General features: G+C 59.4%; 13 protein-coding genes. 5 read left to right on the top strand and 8 right to left on the bottom strand.

Annotation, left to right across the window (positions count from 1 at the left end; all coding sequences use genetic code 11):
- Both kdpA and kdpF read right to left on the bottom strand, forming a co-directional pair.
- Complete coding sequence (gene kdpA, locus AC07U5_RS12680) at window positions 1-1,710, bottom strand: potassium-transporting ATPase subunit KdpA (RefSeq protein WP_494723161.1); 1,710 nt, start codon at window positions 1,708-1,710, stop codon at window positions 1-3.
- A gap of 18 nt (window positions 1,711-1,728) precedes the next feature.
- Window positions 1,729-1,830, bottom strand: coding sequence for a K(+)-transporting ATPase subunit F (kdpF, locus tag AC07U5_RS12675; protein ID WP_194286758.1), 102 nt, complete (start codon window positions 1,828-1,830; stop codon window positions 1,729-1,731).
- Window positions 1,831-2,124: 294 nt separating this feature from the next.
- Between kdpF and AC07U5_RS12670 the strand changes: the two genes are divergently transcribed.
- From AC07U5_RS12670 to hydA, 3 genes are all read left to right on the top strand, one after another.
- Window positions 2,125-3,066 carry an ornithine cyclodeaminase family protein gene (locus AC07U5_RS12670; protein WP_494723160.1) on the top strand — a complete coding sequence of 314 codons (942 nt, stop codon included), beginning with the start codon at window positions 2,125-2,127 and terminating at the stop codon, window positions 3,064-3,066.
- Between the two features lie 241 nt (window positions 3,067-3,307).
- Window positions 3,308-4,558 carry a Zn-dependent hydrolase gene (locus tag AC07U5_RS12665; protein WP_494723159.1) on the top strand — a complete coding sequence of 417 codons (1,251 nt, stop codon included), beginning with the start codon at window positions 3,308-3,310 and terminating at the stop codon, window positions 4,556-4,558.
- Between the two features lie 125 nt (window positions 4,559-4,683).
- Entirely contained in the window at window positions 4,684-6,141 is a 1,458-nt protein-coding gene (gene hydA, locus AC07U5_RS12660) for a dihydropyrimidinase (protein ID WP_494723158.1), read from the top strand.
- Between the two features lie 51 nt (window positions 6,142-6,192).
- Here the strand turns inward: hydA and mnhG are convergent, their stop codons facing one another.
- Genes mnhG through AC07U5_RS12630 form a run of 6 tightly spaced genes read right to left on the bottom strand, consistent with a single transcriptional unit; the run spans window position 6,193 to window position 12,193 of the window.
- Window positions 6,193-6,537, bottom strand: coding sequence for a monovalent cation/H(+) antiporter subunit G (gene mnhG, locus AC07U5_RS12655; protein ID WP_062425079.1), 345 nt, complete (start codon window positions 6,535-6,537; stop codon window positions 6,193-6,195).
- Entirely contained in the window at window positions 6,534-6,815 is a 282-nt protein-coding gene (locus AC07U5_RS12650) for a K+/H+ antiporter subunit F (RefSeq protein ID WP_062425080.1), read from the bottom strand. The genes mnhG and AC07U5_RS12650 overlap by 4 nt, the downstream gene beginning before the upstream one ends.
- Window positions 6,812-7,300 carry a Na+/H+ antiporter subunit E gene (locus AC07U5_RS12645; protein WP_062445473.1) on the bottom strand — a complete coding sequence of 163 codons (489 nt, stop codon included), beginning with the start codon at window positions 7,298-7,300 and terminating at the stop codon, window positions 6,812-6,814. Before AC07U5_RS12645 ends, AC07U5_RS12650 begins: the two co-directional genes overlap by 4 nt.
- Window positions 7,297-8,943, bottom strand: coding sequence for a monovalent cation/H+ antiporter subunit D (locus AC07U5_RS12640; RefSeq protein ID WP_494723157.1), 1,647 nt, complete (start codon window positions 8,941-8,943; stop codon window positions 7,297-7,299). The genes AC07U5_RS12645 and AC07U5_RS12640 overlap by 4 nt, the downstream gene beginning before the upstream one ends.
- The gene (locus AC07U5_RS12635) at window positions 8,940-9,275 is read right to left on the bottom strand and encodes a Na+/H+ antiporter subunit C (protein ID WP_062425083.1); all 336 of its coding nucleotides are present in this window, start codon (window positions 9,273-9,275) and stop codon (window positions 8,940-8,942) included. The genes AC07U5_RS12640 and AC07U5_RS12635 overlap by 4 nt, the downstream gene beginning before the upstream one ends.
- The gene (locus tag AC07U5_RS12630; RefSeq protein WP_062445468.1) at window positions 9,275-12,193 is read right to left on the bottom strand and encodes a monovalent cation/H+ antiporter subunit A; all 2,919 of its coding nucleotides are present in this window, start codon (window positions 12,191-12,193) and stop codon (window positions 9,275-9,277) included. The genes AC07U5_RS12635 and AC07U5_RS12630 overlap by 1 nt, the downstream gene beginning before the upstream one ends.
- Before the next feature lie 1,066 nt (window positions 12,194-13,259).
- On the opposite strand from AC07U5_RS12630, the gene AC07U5_RS12625 reads away from it, so the two are divergent.
- Entirely contained in the window at window positions 13,260-14,867 is a 1,608-nt protein-coding gene (locus AC07U5_RS12625) for a globin-coupled sensor protein (RefSeq protein WP_274100907.1), read from the top strand.
- Entirely contained in the window at window positions 14,867-15,160 is a 294-nt protein-coding gene (locus AC07U5_RS12620) for an STAS domain-containing protein (protein WP_062425086.1), read from the top strand. Before AC07U5_RS12625 ends, AC07U5_RS12620 begins: the two co-directional genes overlap by 1 nt.
- Window position 15,161: the final 1 nt, after the last annotated feature.

The raw sequence follows: 15,161 nt of genomic DNA, 5'->3' as shown, positions 1-15,161 counted from the left end.
CTAGAAAGTCTGGCCGGCAAGCATGGCGAGATGCTCGACGATGGGACCGAGTGCGAGCGCGGGGAAGAATTGCAGCCCGCCGAGAATGAGGATGATGCCGACGAGAAGGCCGACAAAGAGCGGGCCATCCGTTGGAAAGGTACCACTTGAGGCCGGGACGCGGACCTTCGCCGCAAGCGATCCGGCAATCGCCATCACTGGCACCACATAGGCGAAACGACCAAGCAGCATCGAGATTCCAAGCGTGGTGTTGTACCAGTCGGTATTGCCGGAAAGGCCGCCGAAGGCCGAGCCGTTATTGCCGGCCGCGGAGGTGAAGGCATAAAGGATTTCCGAAAGTCCATGAGGACCGGCCGTGCCGATGCTGGCAACCGCAAAGGGCAGCATGGCGGAGACGGCGGTAAAGCCGAGAATGACGGTGGGCAGGATCAGAACCGCCAGCATGGCGAATTTCATTTCGCGACCTTCGATCTTCTTGCCGAGAAACTCCGGCGTGCGACCAACCATCAGGCCGGCGACGAAGACGGAAAGGAGCGCGAAGACGATCATGCCGTAGAGACCGGAACCGACGCCGCCCGGCAGAACCTCGCCAAGCTGGATCAGGAACATGGGAGCAAGTCCACCAAGGCCGGTGAAGGAGCCGTGCATGCCGTTGACGCCGCCATCCGAAAGACCGGTGGTGACAGCTGCATAGAGCGCGGTCATGGCCTGACCGAAGCGAACTTCCTTGCCTTCCATATTGCCCTGCGCGGCATCGACACCGATCGATGTGAGGATCGGGTTGCCGGCACTTTCGGCCCAGTAGACGGTGGCAACACCGGCAATCAGCAGAACGGCCATGGCGGAAAGCAGCACCCAGCCTTGGCGGCGGCTTCCGACCATCTGGCCGAAGGTGTAGATAAAGGCCGCCGAGATGGCGAGCATCGAGAAGATGTTGAGATAGTTCGAAAGTGCTGTCGGGTTCTCGAAGGGATGGGCGGCATTGGCGTTGAAGAAGCCGCCACCATTGGTGCCGAGCTGCTTGATCGCTTCCTGGCTGGCAACGGGCCCGAGCGAGATGACCTGCTGGCTTCCTTCAAGGGTGGTTGCGGTTACACTGGCATCCATCGTCTGCGGCAGGCCCATGGCGACGAAGGCGAGTGCCACGATGACCGCGATCGGCAGCAGTACATAGAGCGTGGCGCGGGTCATATCCACCCAGAAATTGCCGAGCGTGCTTGCCTGCGAGCGGACGAAGGCGCGGGTAAAGGCAATTGCGAGTGCCATGCCGACTGCGGCGGAAAGGAAGTTCTGCACCGTCAATCCAGCCATCTGGCTGAAATTGCTCATTGTCGCCTCGCCGGCATAGTTCTGCCAGTTGGTGTTGGTCACGAAGCTGACGGCAGTGTTGAAGGCGAGGCCCGGTTCCACATTGCCGAAGCCCTGTGGATTGAAGGGCAGGAACGCCTGAAGGCGCAGGATGGCATAGAGTGCCGCAAAGCTGGCAATCGAGAAGGCGAGCATGGAGAGCGTGTAGCCAAGCCAGCTCTGCTCCTTCTTGATATCGACACCCGCCACGGCATAAAGCCCGCGTTCGACGGGAGCGAGGACCGGCGTCAGCCAGGTCCGCTCACCGTTAAACACGTGCGCCATGTAGAGGCCGAGCGGTTTGATAACCAGAAGCACGGCGATGAAAAGGAGGCTGATTTGCAGCCACCCGAGAATGGTCATGGGGATTCTCCAGGAAAATCAGAAGCGTTCCGGACGCAGCAGGGTGATGATGAGATAGACGCCGAGCGCAATCGCCACGACGAGGCCGAAGATGGGTTCCAGCATGGCAGCACCTCTCAAAACCGGTTGAGGGCGCGCGCATAAAGCGCCAGCACGATCAGCGTGCCGAAGCCGAGCGCCAGAAAAAGGACATCGGGCATGGTGTTCTCCTGTTATGTCAGGAGAGCATGATGCTGCTGATCGCCGTCATATTTCGATTGGGAAGATGCCAGGCGCGCATAAGGAAAAGATAAAGATCAGGGGCGCAAGCGGTTAGGTCGAGAGCACGATTGATCCGAGAAGCTTTGCCAAAAACATATTGACCTCAACCGTGGTTGAGGTCGCAAGGTCACCCAAACCGATGGAGTGGCTATCATGACGACAATCGTGGACGACCAAAAACTGAGTGGTTACAGCTTCATGCAGACGGCGATTGAGGCTGTTGAAGCGTTTATGTTAGCGCGCGCTGACGGCAAGACGGTGTCTCCACCTCGACATCATGTCCCATTCGATGGCCACGGAGATTTGGTCTTCACGATAGGCGGTGTATCCGGTGACAGGCCACTCGCTGGCTTCCGTGTCTACGACACCTTCACCGGGAACGAGCAGACCCAGATCGTCGCGGTTTGGTCGGCCGACGATGCCCGGCTCAAGGGGGTCGTCCTAGGCGAGCGTCTCGGAGCCATCAGAACAGGGGCTATCGGTGGCGTGGCCATCCGGCACCTCAGTCCGCCGGACGCCAAAATCGTTGGTTTGATAGGAAGCGGACTTCAGGCCCGCATGCAGTTAGCCGCCGCAGCGTCCGTACGGCCAATCAGAAAGGCCTATATCTATAGTCGCGATGCGAGGCATCGTGCAGCCTTTGCCGAGGACATGCAGGCGCAGCTTGGCTTCGAGGTGACACCGGTTGCTCGCGCAAAAGATGCGGCAATGGAGGCGGATATCGTGATCTGCGCTACATCGAGCATCCGGCCTGTGTTGGATATGTCCGATCTCAAGCCAGGGGCGCACATCAACACACTCGGGCCTAAAACAATCGATGCGCATGAGTTGGGATTGGATGTCGCCGCTGCAGCCAGCATCATCGCGACCGATTCCACAGAACAAGCCCGCTCCTTCGCTTCCCCCTTTTTCCTTCAGGGTTCCAGTCATGAGCAACGCATGGTGGAGCTCTCGGATATTGTTGCAGGGCGCACCGCGCACCGGACGTCATCGGACCAGACCACTCTTTTTTGCTCGGTTGGTCTTGCGGGAACGGAGGTTGCGGTGGCTGCCGCGATCCTCGACACACTGTCCGGGAAAAGACGCGTGAACTGAATAATCTTCACAATGCCTGCTCAGGCCAAAGCTTTTCAGCGTGACGACATCATGTATCTTCGGAGCTGGCGAATCGTAAAACAAGAACGTCGGGACAATTCCAGTCGTCCACTGTATGCGCGCCGGAACCGTGGCAAACACGGCACGAAACAAGAAAGGCCGAAGAGGCCAAAGATGGGAACGACGTACAGTATTGGCCGAGCAGGCTGAATGCTGGCAAAAGCAATGGAAGGAAAACGCTATGGCTGCGCCCGGTGAAAATATGCGAGTCGATGCCGACCGGCTTTGGGATGCGCTGATGGACATGGCGAAGATCGGCCCCGGCATCGCCGGCGGCAACAATCGCCAAACCCTGACCGACGCGGATGCCGAAGGCCGCGCCCTGTTCCAGTCCTGGTGCGAGGCGGCGGGCATGACGATGGGCGTGGACAAGATGGGCACGATGTTTGCCACCCGCGCCGGCGAAGACCCTGATGCTCTGCCGGTCTATGTCGGATCGCACCTCGACACCCAGCCGACAGGCGGCAAGTTCGATGGTGTGTTGGGCGTTCTCGCAGGCCTTGAGGTCATACGCACCATGAACGATCTCGGCATCCGCACCAAGCATCCCGTCGTCGTCACCAATTGGGCGAATGAGGAAGGCGCGCGCTTTGCGCCGGCCATGCTCGCCTCCGGCGTCTTTGCCGGCGTCCATACGCTTGAGCAAGCCTATTCGCGCAAGGATACGGAAGGCAAGACCTATGGCGAGGAGTTGCAGCGCATCGGCTGGCTGGGCGAGGAAGAGGTCGGTACGCGCAAGATGCACGCCTATCTCGAATATCACATCGAACAGGGACCGATCCTCGAAGCCGAGAACAAGACGATCGGTGTCGTGACCCACTGCCAGGGGCTGTGGTGGCTTGAATTCACTTTGACCGGCAAGGAGGCTCATACCGGCTCCACGCCGATGGCCATGCGCATCAATGCGGGACTGGCGATGTCGCGGATAATCGAGATGGTGCAGACCGTGGCGATGGAGAACCAGCCCGACGCGGTCGGTGGCGTCGGCCAGGTGATCTTCTCGCCCAATTCCCGCAACGTCTTACCCGGTAAAGTCGTCTTCACCGTCGACATTCGTACTCCTGATCTTGCCAAGTTGAACCACATGCGAGAGCGGATCGAGGCAGAGGCGGCTGAGATTTGCGCCGCCATCGGCGTCGGTTATTCGGTTGAAGCGGTCGGCCATTTCGATCCGGTCACCTTCGACACCACTCTGGTCGACGCAGTCCGCCGTTCGGCGGAGAAGCTCGGATATTCGCATCGCGATATCATCTCAGGTGCCGGGCATGATGCCTGTTGGGCGGCGAAAGTCGCGCCCGCGACCATGATCATGTGCCCCTGCGTCGGCGGTCTTTCCCATAATGAAGCTGAAGAGATTTCCAAGGAATGGGCTGCTGCCGGCTGCGACGTGCTGTTCCATGCGGTCGTCGAAACGGCAGGCGTGGTGCAGTAGCTCGGTCGCGCGCCCACGCCGTGCGGAAAGACACGGGGGGGTGTGGCGGCGAAACAGACGCAAGATGAAGCCGGAACCGATCGGGAGGCGGTGCCGGTCATGAACGCAATGATAAGGGAACAGCCATGAGCAGCAGCATCATCAAGAACGGGACGATCGTCACCGCCGACCTGACCTATAAGGCCGATATCCGCATCGAGGGCGGCGTCATCGTCGAGATCGGACCAGACCTCAGGGGCGGTAGCGAACTGGATGCGACGGGATGCTACGTCATGCCGGGCGGCATCGATCCGCATACGCATCTGGAAATGCCCTTCATGGGCACGTATTCGGCCGATGATTTCGATAGCGGCACGCGCGCCGCACTCGCCGGCGGCACGACCATGGTGGTGGACTTCGCGCTGCCAAACCCCGGCCAGTCGATGCTCGAAGCACTGACCATGTGGGACAACAAGACCTCACGTGCGGCCTGCGACTATTCCTTTCACATGGCGATTACCTGGTGGGGCGAGCAGGTCTTCAACGAGATGGAGACGATCGTTCGCGACAAGGGCATCAACACCTTCAAGCATTTCATGGCCTATAAGGGCGCCTTGATGGTGGATGACGACGAGATGTTCTCGTCCTTCCAGCGCTGTGCCGAACTCGGTGCGCTTCCGCTCGTCCATGCCGAAAACGGCGATGTGGTGGCGCAGATGCAGGCGAAGTTGATGGCGGAAGGCAATGACGGCCCGGAGGCGCATGCCTATTCCCGCCCGCCGGAGGTGGAAGGCGAGGCCACCAACCGTGCGATCATGATTGCCGATATGGCGGGCTGCCCCGTCTATATCGTCCACACCTCCTGCGAGGAGAGCCACGAAGCCATCCGCCGCGCCCGGCAGAAAGGCATGCGCGTCTATGGCGAGCCGCTGATCCAACATCTGACGCTTGATGAGAGCGAGTATTTCAACAAAGACTGGGATCATTCCGCACGCCGTGTCATGTCTCCGCCCTTCCGCAGCAAGGCGCATCAGGACAGCCTCTGGGCTGGCCTTGCCGCGGGCTCGCTTCAATGCGTGGCGACAGACCATTGCGCCTTCACCACGCAGCAGAAGCGCACAGGTCTTGGAGATTTTCGCAAAATTCCGAATGGCACCGGCGGACTGGAAGATAGGCTGCCGATGCTCTGGACTTACGGCGTCAGCACCGGGCGCCTGACCATGAACGAATTCGTTGCCGTTACCTCCACCAATATCGCGAAGATCCTGAACATCTATCCCAAGAAGGGTGCGATCCTAGTGGGTGCGGATGCCGACCTCGTCGTGTGGGATCCGGCGTTGGCCAAGACGATCACGGCTACGAACCAGCAATCGGCGATCGATTACAATGTCTTCGAGGGCAAGGAGGTCATGGGCCTGCCGCGCTTTACCTTGACGCGCGGTCAGGTGGCCGTGGAGGAAGGCGCGATGAAGAGCCAGGAAGGCCACGGCCGCTTCGTTTCCCGTCCGCCGCTCACGGCACCGGCAAAAGCTCTCTCCACCTGGAAGGAACTGACCGCGCCGCGCAAGGTGCAGCGCTCGGGAATTCCGGCAAGCGGCGTCTGATCGAACAGTACGGGCGCGGCCAAACTGCCGCGTCCGCCGTCCTTCTAGCTGTTACAGCCTGTCCGGCTTGCTCGGGTTCTGTTCGGCGCGGTCGCGATAAAGGGCGGCGCGGCCGAGGAGCATCAGCGAGACCGGCGTCGTGATGGTCATGAAGATACCGATGAAGATTTCGTGGAAGACGAAGCGGCCGCCGGACACCGAGAAGTAGATGATGGACGCCATGGCAATGCCGCCCGTGCCCCAGCTTGTGCCCAGTGTCGGCGCATGCAGCCTTTCATAGAAGCTCTGCAGCTTGGCAAAGCCTATCGTGCCGATCAGCGTCAGCGACGAGCCGAGCAGGACGAAGAAGGCAACGAGAATGGCCGCCCAGAGCGGAAATTCGCCAGCATTGATCATTCGATCACCTCACCACGCATCAGGAATTTGGAAAGGGCCACTGTCGAGACGAAGCCCAGGATCGACATCAGAAGTGCGGCCTCGAAATAGATATCGTTGCCGGTCCGTAGGCCGAAGGTCATCAAAAGCAGCATGGAGCTGACATAGAGCGTATCGACGCCAAGCACGCGATCCTGCGCACGGGGGCCGATCGCGATGCGATAGACGGATATCGACATGGCAATTGCCAGGAAGATTTGGGCCAGAGAGAATGACCAGAAAAGGATAATCGAACTCATTCGAATATCTCCATCAGCATTTTTTCATATCGGTTCTTGATGAGGTTGATCCAGGTCGTCTCGCTGACATTGTCCAACACGTGGATCAGCAATGTACCCTGGGAGGAATTGTATTCCAGCCATGCACTGCCCGGCGTGGCTGTCAAAATGATGGACAGAACTGCAAGTCCAAGCGGATCGCGAATGTCGAGCGGGATGGTGAGGAAGCCGGACTTGCTGCTTCTCTTGCGCCCGAACAGGATGAGCGTGGCGACTGCGATATTCGACCGGATGATGTCGTAAAGCACGATGAAAGTCAGCTTCACCACCGCGCTCCAACTCCGGATGCGAGGCTTTGCTGGTCGAAGTGAGGCCATCGACCAGGAGGCGATGAGCGCCACGGCTGTTCCGAGCACGAGATGCCCAGGCGAGAAGCTGTTGATCGTCATCCAGAAGATGATCAGCGACAGCGTCAACAGCGGGTAGGGGAGAATGCGGCGGATCATTGCGCTGCCTCCCCAGGATTGCCGGCTCGCGGCGCCGTCATCACGCCTTGGATGTAGCTTTCCGGCAGGTCGAGAATGCGTGCGGTCTCCTGCATGTATCGCATGATAGGCCCAGCCTGCACGGTCATCGCAAGTGTCAGACCGATCAGCAGCATGATAGGCGCGATTTCGATGACGAAGACGCGCGGAACCGTGCCTTCGAGAGAGCTCCAGAAGGTGCGAATGCCGGCACGCGTCATCGAGATCAAAGCCGCAAGGCCGGAGAAAACGATGAGGAACACAAGCCACCAGGAGAGGGTCGAGATTTCGGTGTCAGCACCCATCCCTTGCGGATTGAGGATGGCGGAGAGCATTGAGAATTTGGCGATGAAGCCCGAGAGTGGCGGCAATCCGGCAAGCAGAATGCCGCAGGCGGCAAAGCAGGTACCAAGCACCGCCATCGTGCCGGGCATCGTCACCCCGACCTCCTCTTGCTCCTCTTCCTCCTCACCATCGCCATAGGCTTCCATGGTCACGGCAAGAACGTTCGCACCGGCATCCTGGCCGCGTTCCACCAGTTCGATCAGCATGAAGAAAGCGCTGATGGTCAGCGTGGAGCTGACGAGGTAGTAGAGCGCACCTGCCGCCACCATCGGATTACCCGTGCCCATGGCGGCAAGCAGCGTTCCCGAAGAGACGAGCACCGAAAAGCCCGCAAGACGTCCAAGCGCCTGGGAGGCCAGCACGCCGATCGTGCCGAAGACGATGGTGGCAATACCGCCGATCAGCAGTGCATCATGGCCGAAACCGGCAGAATCCCCCGCCGTCTGGCCGAAGAGGAGGAAGGAAAGCCGCGCAATGACATAGATGCCGACCTTGCTCATGATCGCGAAAATACCGCCGACAGGAGCAGAGGCTGCGCCATAGGCGGCAGGCAGCCAGAAATTTAACGGCCACATGCCGGCCTTGACGAGGAAGGCGATGCCGAGCACGGCCGCACCCGTTTGCAGCAGCATGCGTTGGTCCGGATTAAGGCCCGCAATGCGCTGTGCCAGGTCACCCATATTGAGTGTGCCGGTCACGCCATAGATCAGGCTGACGCCGATCAGGAAGAACAGCGCGGCAACGAGGTTGATCGCGACGTAATGCAGGCCGGCCTTCACTCTCAACTGACCCGAGCCATGCAGCTGCAGACCGTAGGATGCCGCAAGCATGACTTCGAAGAAAACGAAGAGGTTGAAGAGGTCGCCGGTCAGAAACGCGCCATTCACGCCCATCAGCATCAGATGGAAGAGCGAATGGAAATGGGCACCCGACTTGTGCCACTTCGCCAGCGAATAGACGAGCGACGGGATCGCCAGCAGCGACACAAGAAGCACCATCAACCCTGAGAGCCGATCCGCCACCAGCACGATGCCGAAAGGGGCAGGCCAGTTGCCGAGAAGATAGACGCCTGTGGAGATGATCGCGGCGATTTCAGTGTTTACCGTCGAATTGACTTCGATGAAGAGGCCAATGGAGACCGCAAGCAGAACCAGCGTGGAAATGAAGCTGATCGCTGCCTTCGTCTTGCGCTTGCGCTCGTCGATGAAGAGCAGGATCGCGCCGGTGATCAACGGCACCAGAATGGGTGCGATCACGATGTGGGATGGGAATGAGTTCACTTGCTCTCCCTCCCGTCCACATGGTCGGTACCCGTCAGACCGCGCGCGGCGAGGAGCACCACGAGGAAGAGTGCGGTGGTGGCAAAGCCGATGACGATGGCCGTCAAAACAAGCGCCTGAGGCACAGGGTCGGCCAGCTGCGACACGGAAACGCCGTCCAGCAAAACCGGCGGCGCGTTTGTCTTGATGCCACCCACCCCGAAGATGAAGAGGTTGACGGCATAGGACAGCAGCGAGAGGCCGACAATGACCTGATAGGTTCGTGGACGCAGAATGAGCCAGACGCCCGATCCTGTCATCACACCGATGCCGATGGCTAGAATGAGTTCCATTACACATCCTCCGCTTTGGCGGCGTCGGGTGTGCGTACCTTGTAGTTACGCAGTGATTGGTGCGCCAGTGCTATCAAAATCAGAACCGTGGAGCCGACCACGAGCGAGAAGACCCCAAGATCGAAGAGCAGGGCAGACGCTGTCGGCATCTTCGCGATGTAGGGGATCTCCGTATACTGGAAGTAGGAGGTCAGGAACGGATAGCCGAAATACCACGAGCCCATCCCGGTAGAGGCTGCCATCAACAGTCCGAAGCCCATCCAGCGCAACGGCAGGATGCGGATACGATCTTCCGCCCAGCGGGTACCGCCTGCCAGATATTGCATCAGGAAGGCAATCGCCATGGTGATGCCTGCGGCAAATCCACCGCCTGGAAGATCATGACCGCGCATGAAGAGGAAGATCGAGAAGGTGATGACGACCGGGAACATCCACTGCATGATGACCGACGGCACCAGCAGATAGTCGCGCACCGTATCGCCCTTGCTGCGCTCGGGGCTCTCGGCATCGAAGGCATTCTGGATCAACTGCTGCTCAGGCAGGCCGACACTGTCCTGCGCTGGGCGGAAACGACGCAGCAGGGCAAAGACGGTCAGACCGACAATCGCCAGAACCGCGATCTCGCCCATCGTATCGAAACCGCGGAAATCGACGAGGATGACGTTGACGACATTGGTGCCGCCGCCTTCACTATAGGCCCGCTCAAGGAAGTAGTTGGCAATGGTGTTGGGCACCGGCAGCGTCATCACCGCATAGGCAATCACCGTCATGCCGATGCCGCAGAAGACGGCGAGCAGAAAGTCGCGGCCACGACGAAGCTGCGCGGGCAGTTCGTTGTTGTTATCGACCTTTACCACGCGCTTCGGCAGCCAGCGCAGGCCAAGCAGGATCAGCACCAGCGTGACGATCTCGACGAGCAACTGCGTGATGGCAAGATCCGGCGCGGACAACCATACGAAGGTCAGGCAGGTGACGAGACCGGAAACACCGAGCATGACCAGCGCGGCCAGCCGATGATACTTTGCCTGCCAGGCAGCACCCATGGCCGCAATCATGCCGATGCCCCAGAGAACCGCAAAGATCGGATCGAATGAGGTAACTCTTGGAAGGGTGAGCGAGAACTGCGATGATACCAGCGGCGAGAATCCGGCAACGAGCGCGACGAAGATAAGGATGCGCAACTGTGGCTGCAACCGCCTCGTGCCAAGCGTGCTCTCCAGCCAGCGCGCCCATTTCCAAGAGACGGTGACGATGATGCGCTCGAAGATGCGCTGGCCTTTCAAGTGCCTGAAGATCGGCGGACCGTCATCGCATTTGGAGAAGTAATCTCCAAGAAGCGCATAGATCGCGACACCGCCGATCAGCGCAACGATACTCATGGTGAGCGGCAGGTTGAAACCATGCCAGATCGCCAGGCTGTAATAGGGCGTTTCTGGACCAAGAACCGATACCACGGCGGTGTGCAGGAAGGGGCCGACCGAAAGGCTCGGCACGATACCGACAATCAGGCATGCGAGCACGAGAAACTCGATCGGAAAGCGCATCCAGCGCGGCGGCTCGTGCGGTTTCGGGTTTGGAAGGTCATGCGGCGGAGGCCCGAAGAACACCGTATGGATGAAGCGCAGCGAATAGGCCACCGCAAAGGCACCGGAAAGGGTTGCCACATAGGGAAGCGCCTTGTCGAGGAACGAATCCGCATGGGTCTCGATCGCCTCGGCGAAGAACATTTCCTTGGAGAGAAAGCCGTTGAAGAGCGGCACGCCTGCCATGGCAGCGCTTGCGGCCATGGCAAGGGTCGCAGTCGCCGGCAGATAGCGGTAAAGCCCGCTCAATCGGCGCATATCGCGTGTGCCGGTCTCATGGTCGATGATCCCGGCCGCCATGAAAAGCGATGCCTTGAAGGTGGCGTGGTTTGCCATATGGAAGATCGCCGCCACGGCCGCCAGCGGACTTCCGAGGCTGAGCAGCGTGGTGATCAGACCGAGATGGCTGATGGTGGAATAGGCCAGAAGCCCCTTCAGGTCCTGCTGGAACATGGCGAAATAGGCGCCAAGCAGAAGTGTGGTCATGCCGGCAAAGCCGACGAGCAGGAACCACTCCTGCGTGCCCGCAAGCACCGGCCAGAACCTGGCCAGCAGGAAGACGCCTGCTTTCACCATGGTGGCGGAATGCAGATAGGCCGAAACCGGCGTTGGCGCCGCCATCGCATTGGGCAGCCAGAAATGGAAGGGGAACTGCGCGCTCTTGGTCAGTGCACCGATCAGGATCAGGACGAGGGCCGTGAGGTAAAGCGGGTGTGCTTTGACATTGGACGCCTCGGCAATGATGGCATCGAGATCGTAGCTTCCGGCGATGTGTCCCAAGACCAGAAGGCCAGCGAGAAGGCAAAAGCCCCCGATGCCCGTCACGGTCAAGGCCATGCGCGCACCATCGCGGGCCGCGGCATTGTTGTGCCAGTAGCCAATCAGCAGGAAGGAGAAAATGCTGGTCATCTCCCAGAAGATCGACAGCAGAATGACGTTGCCCGACAGCACGATGCCGAGCATCGACCCCATGAAGGCCAGAAGAAAAGCGAAGAAGCGCGGGATCGGATCGTCTGCCGACATGTAATAGCGGGCATAGAGCACCACGAGAAAACCGATGCCGGTAATCAGCACCATGAACATCCACGCAAAGCCATCCAGTCGGAGCGTGAAGTTCAGGCCAAGCTGCGGCAGCCATTCCACGTGATATTTGAGCACCTGGCCATTGGTGACGCTGGTGTAGAGGAAAATCGTCGAGATGAGACCGAAAAGCGCAATGCCGCCCGCGACGGCTGCCGGCCCCCGGGCTGCGCCATTGCGCGGCATCATGGCAGTGCAAAGGCTGCCAATAAAGGGAAGAGCGATCAAAATGGGGAGGATAACGTCAAGTCTCATAAAGGATGGCAATTTTCTCTGGCGTTAAAATATTCCGTGGCTGTTTCCACCAGAGATGCCAATCCTTCCAACAAAGAAACGGCAGTCCGGCGGACTAGGAGAAGTCTTTTTGGGGAGGTCCACGCGGCGAAGCCACGCGGACGGGCTGAACCCGATGCAAAATCGATCGCGCCGGGTCGAACCCAATCTGGGCTCTGATGTATGCCGTTACCACCCCCGGAGCGGATAAAAATGCGTCAACAAAATCGTGAACGGGCAGTGTGTGGGCGTAGCGGCAAGGATTGAGGCCGGGCTGATCGAAAGAGCGTTCCAGAGTTGAGAAAGCCCGCTCTTCGCTGGAGAGGCAGGATCGTTCCAGTCGTTGCGGCTTGAGGGCGGGACTTGAATTTGCCAAGGCAGGCGTGCCGAAGAAAACCAGCATGCCGGCAACAAGAAGGTTGATCAACCTGACAGGATGGTGCGGAAGACCGCGATGTCGTCCCATCCATGGCAAAATCGTCACCTCCTACGTATGTGCGCCTCAGCTAAACCGTGTCGCGATCTTTCAGATATGCTCCCGCATTTTGTTTCAACGCGCGATGTCATCGCAAACCGCTCGACATTCGTGAGCGGCACGCTTTACAGCGCCATCGTGAAGCAAATATCATATTGATTATCTTAGGGTAATGGCGCAACGCTTGTCCAGCGCGCGAGGCCGAAAAAGATGAAAAACCGGCAACATATCCAAAACGCCGGAGGCAGGACCTGCTACAGGGCACGCTCTAATGCAAATCAATGACAAATTTTAATAATCATGCCCTGAAATGAAGATTCTTAACTTTCAGGCAAGGAATTAACCATAAAGATTAGTCGTATTTCACGGCGAAATGGAGAGCGACTCTCCTTCCAGGCATGATGCCGCGCTGCCGTACCGGGTCGATCCGGTATTCCGTTTGGTTGCAGAAGGCTCAGCTAACGCTTGTGAGGCGTCCGTTACGGATGCCCATGTCGTGACATCCCTCAAGGATACTGGCGTTCTCTTAACCGTCATCTGCCGGTCTGGCCGGTAAAACATTGGGGACGTCACTTGGGGCAGGACCTGCCAACAGATCACTCGCGAAGGGCAACGGGCGGCAGCCTGGCTGGCCGGTTGCGTTTTGCTGGTCTTGATCAGGACCAGTGTGATCTGCTGCGCCGTTACCGCACCATGCTCGAGCCTCATCTGAAGGCAGGACTTCGCGACCTGATGGTGCGCTTCCAGTCCATGCCGGACTGTTCGCCATCCTTCGAGAGCGATCATCAGATCGAACGTCTGCACGACATGCAGACGGCGCACTGGTCGGTGCTGACCGATGCGCGGTTCGATGCGCTCTACGCCGAACGCGTCAAGGTTCTGTCCGACACCGAAAGCCGCATGGGCCTTGATCCGCGCTGGAGTGTGGCTGGTCGTGCGGTCGTGCTGGAAAATCTCCTCGCAGGCCTGATTGCGCAGCATCCGCCTCGCTCACTGCTGCCGGGTGCGCGCAAGCGCCATCAGGAATTGGCCGAGGCGGTCAAATCCGTCGTTCGGCTGGTGATGGTCGATACCGAGATTGCCGTCTCCCTGCGCTTCAACGAACTGCGCATTCGCCACACACAAGAGCTTGCCCGTCAGCGCGAGAGCGATCAGGCAGAGGTCGTAACGCTCTTTGGCGACGCCCTCAACGCCTTCGCCGCCGGCGATCTAACAGCCCGCATCGCCGGCGAACTGCCGGAAGCCTACCGCGAGATCGCCGAAGCGTTCAACTCTGCCATGACGCGGATCGGTCATTCGATGGCCGCCACGCAAGAAAGCGTTCACAAGACGCAAACCGTCGCCGAGCGCATGTCGCGCGAAAATTCTGGCCTTGCCACGGGCTCGACGGAACAGGCCCGTCGCCTCGGCGATGCGTCGCAGCGCCTCGGTGCGGTCATCCACGATGTCCGTGATAGCAGTGACCGTATTTCGGCGGCCGAATCCGCAGTGTCGCAGGCACGCAATGCCGCCACCGAAAGCGGCATGGCGGTCGGCGAAGCGATCAGCGCCATGTCCGATATCGAACAATCGGCAGAACAGATCGGCCGCATCATCGGCTCCATCGACGAAATTGCCTTCCAGACCAATCTTCTGGCGCTGAATGCCGGCATCGAAGCCGCACGTGCGGGGGAAAGCGGACGCGGCTTTGCCGTCGTCGCGCAGGAAGTCCGGGCGCTGGCGCAACGCTCCGCCGAAGCCGCGCGTGAGATCAAGAACCTCGTCAACGGCACCAAGACGCAAGTCGATGAAGGCGTGCGCATGGTCCATCGCACCCAGGAAGCCATCGAAGGTGTCGTGCGTCAGGTCTCTGGCATCAGCGACATGATCGGCGATGTCGCCCGCCGCACGGGCGAGCATTCGGGTCACCTCAACCACGTCTCCGTCGAACTGGAGGCCATCGGAACCGACGCGCATCGCGCCGCCGAGCGCCTGTCCTCATCGGCGAATGAGGCCGACGATCTTCACACCGTCATTCTCGAACTCGGCCGCACGGTGCGCGAGTTCCGCATCGCCCGCCAGGCTTATGCCGAAGAGGCGATCGCGCCGGAGCCGAGAAGAGCCAATGCGACCGTCATGCGTCCCGAGCGCATGGATTACGGCCATGCGCAGCAACAATACAAACGCCAAGGAGTCATTTGATGGCAGGCAGGACAGCAGCGCATTCGACACTGAAATTGTCACCTGTGCTGGACCTCAATCAAGCATCCGTCTTGCACGGAAAATTGAAAGAACTCAGAGGCAAGCCGGTTACGGTCGATGCCTCCGAGGTCGAGCGTGTCGGCGCACAATGCGTCCAGATATTGATGGCTGGCATCAAGGCCTGGGAGGCCGATGGCAAGCAATTCACATTTTCAAAGGCTTCTGAAGCCTTTGATAAAACCCTTAAACTGATCGGCGTTGATATCGGTCATATGCTCCCGAAGGAGATATAGG

Source organism: Agrobacterium sp. GW821-FHT02D03 (assembly GCF_059421725.1).
This window is presented reverse-complemented; position numbering and strand designations above follow the sequence as displayed.

Bases quoted from the DNA above. Each gene is read 5' to 3' on its own strand.
- AC07U5_RS12630 (WP_062445468.1), bottom strand. From the start codon at position 12,193: ATGAGACTTGACGTTATCCTCCCCATTTTGATCGCTCTTCCCTTTATT.
- AC07U5_RS12645 (WP_062445473.1), bottom strand. From the start codon at position 7,300: ATGATCCGCCGCATTCTCCCCTACCCGCTGTTGACGCTGTCGCTGATC.
- kdpA (WP_494723161.1), bottom strand. From the start codon at position 1,710: ATGACCATTCTCGGGTGGCTGCAAATCAGCCTCCTTTTCATCGCCGTG.
- AC07U5_RS12620 (WP_062425086.1), top strand. From the start codon at position 14,867: ATGGCAGGCAGGACAGCAGCGCATTCGACACTGAAATTGTCACCTGTG.
- AC07U5_RS12665 (WP_494723159.1), top strand. From the start codon at position 3,308: ATGGCTGCGCCCGGTGAAAATATGCGAGTCGATGCCGACCGGCTTTGG.
- hydA (WP_494723158.1), top strand. From the start codon at position 4,684: ATGAGCAGCAGCATCATCAAGAACGGGACGATCGTCACCGCCGACCTG.
- AC07U5_RS12635 (WP_062425083.1), bottom strand. From the start codon at position 9,275: ATGGAACTCATTCTAGCCATCGGCATCGGTGTGATGACAGGATCGGGC.
- mnhG (WP_062425079.1), bottom strand. From the start codon at position 6,537: ATGATCAATGCTGGCGAATTTCCGCTCTGGGCGGCCATTCTCGTTGCC.
- AC07U5_RS12650 (WP_062425080.1), bottom strand. From the start codon at position 6,815: ATGAGTTCGATTATCCTTTTCTGGTCATTCTCTCTGGCCCAAATCTTC.
- AC07U5_RS12670 (WP_494723160.1), top strand. From the start codon at position 2,125: ATGACGACAATCGTGGACGACCAAAAACTGAGTGGTTACAGCTTCATG.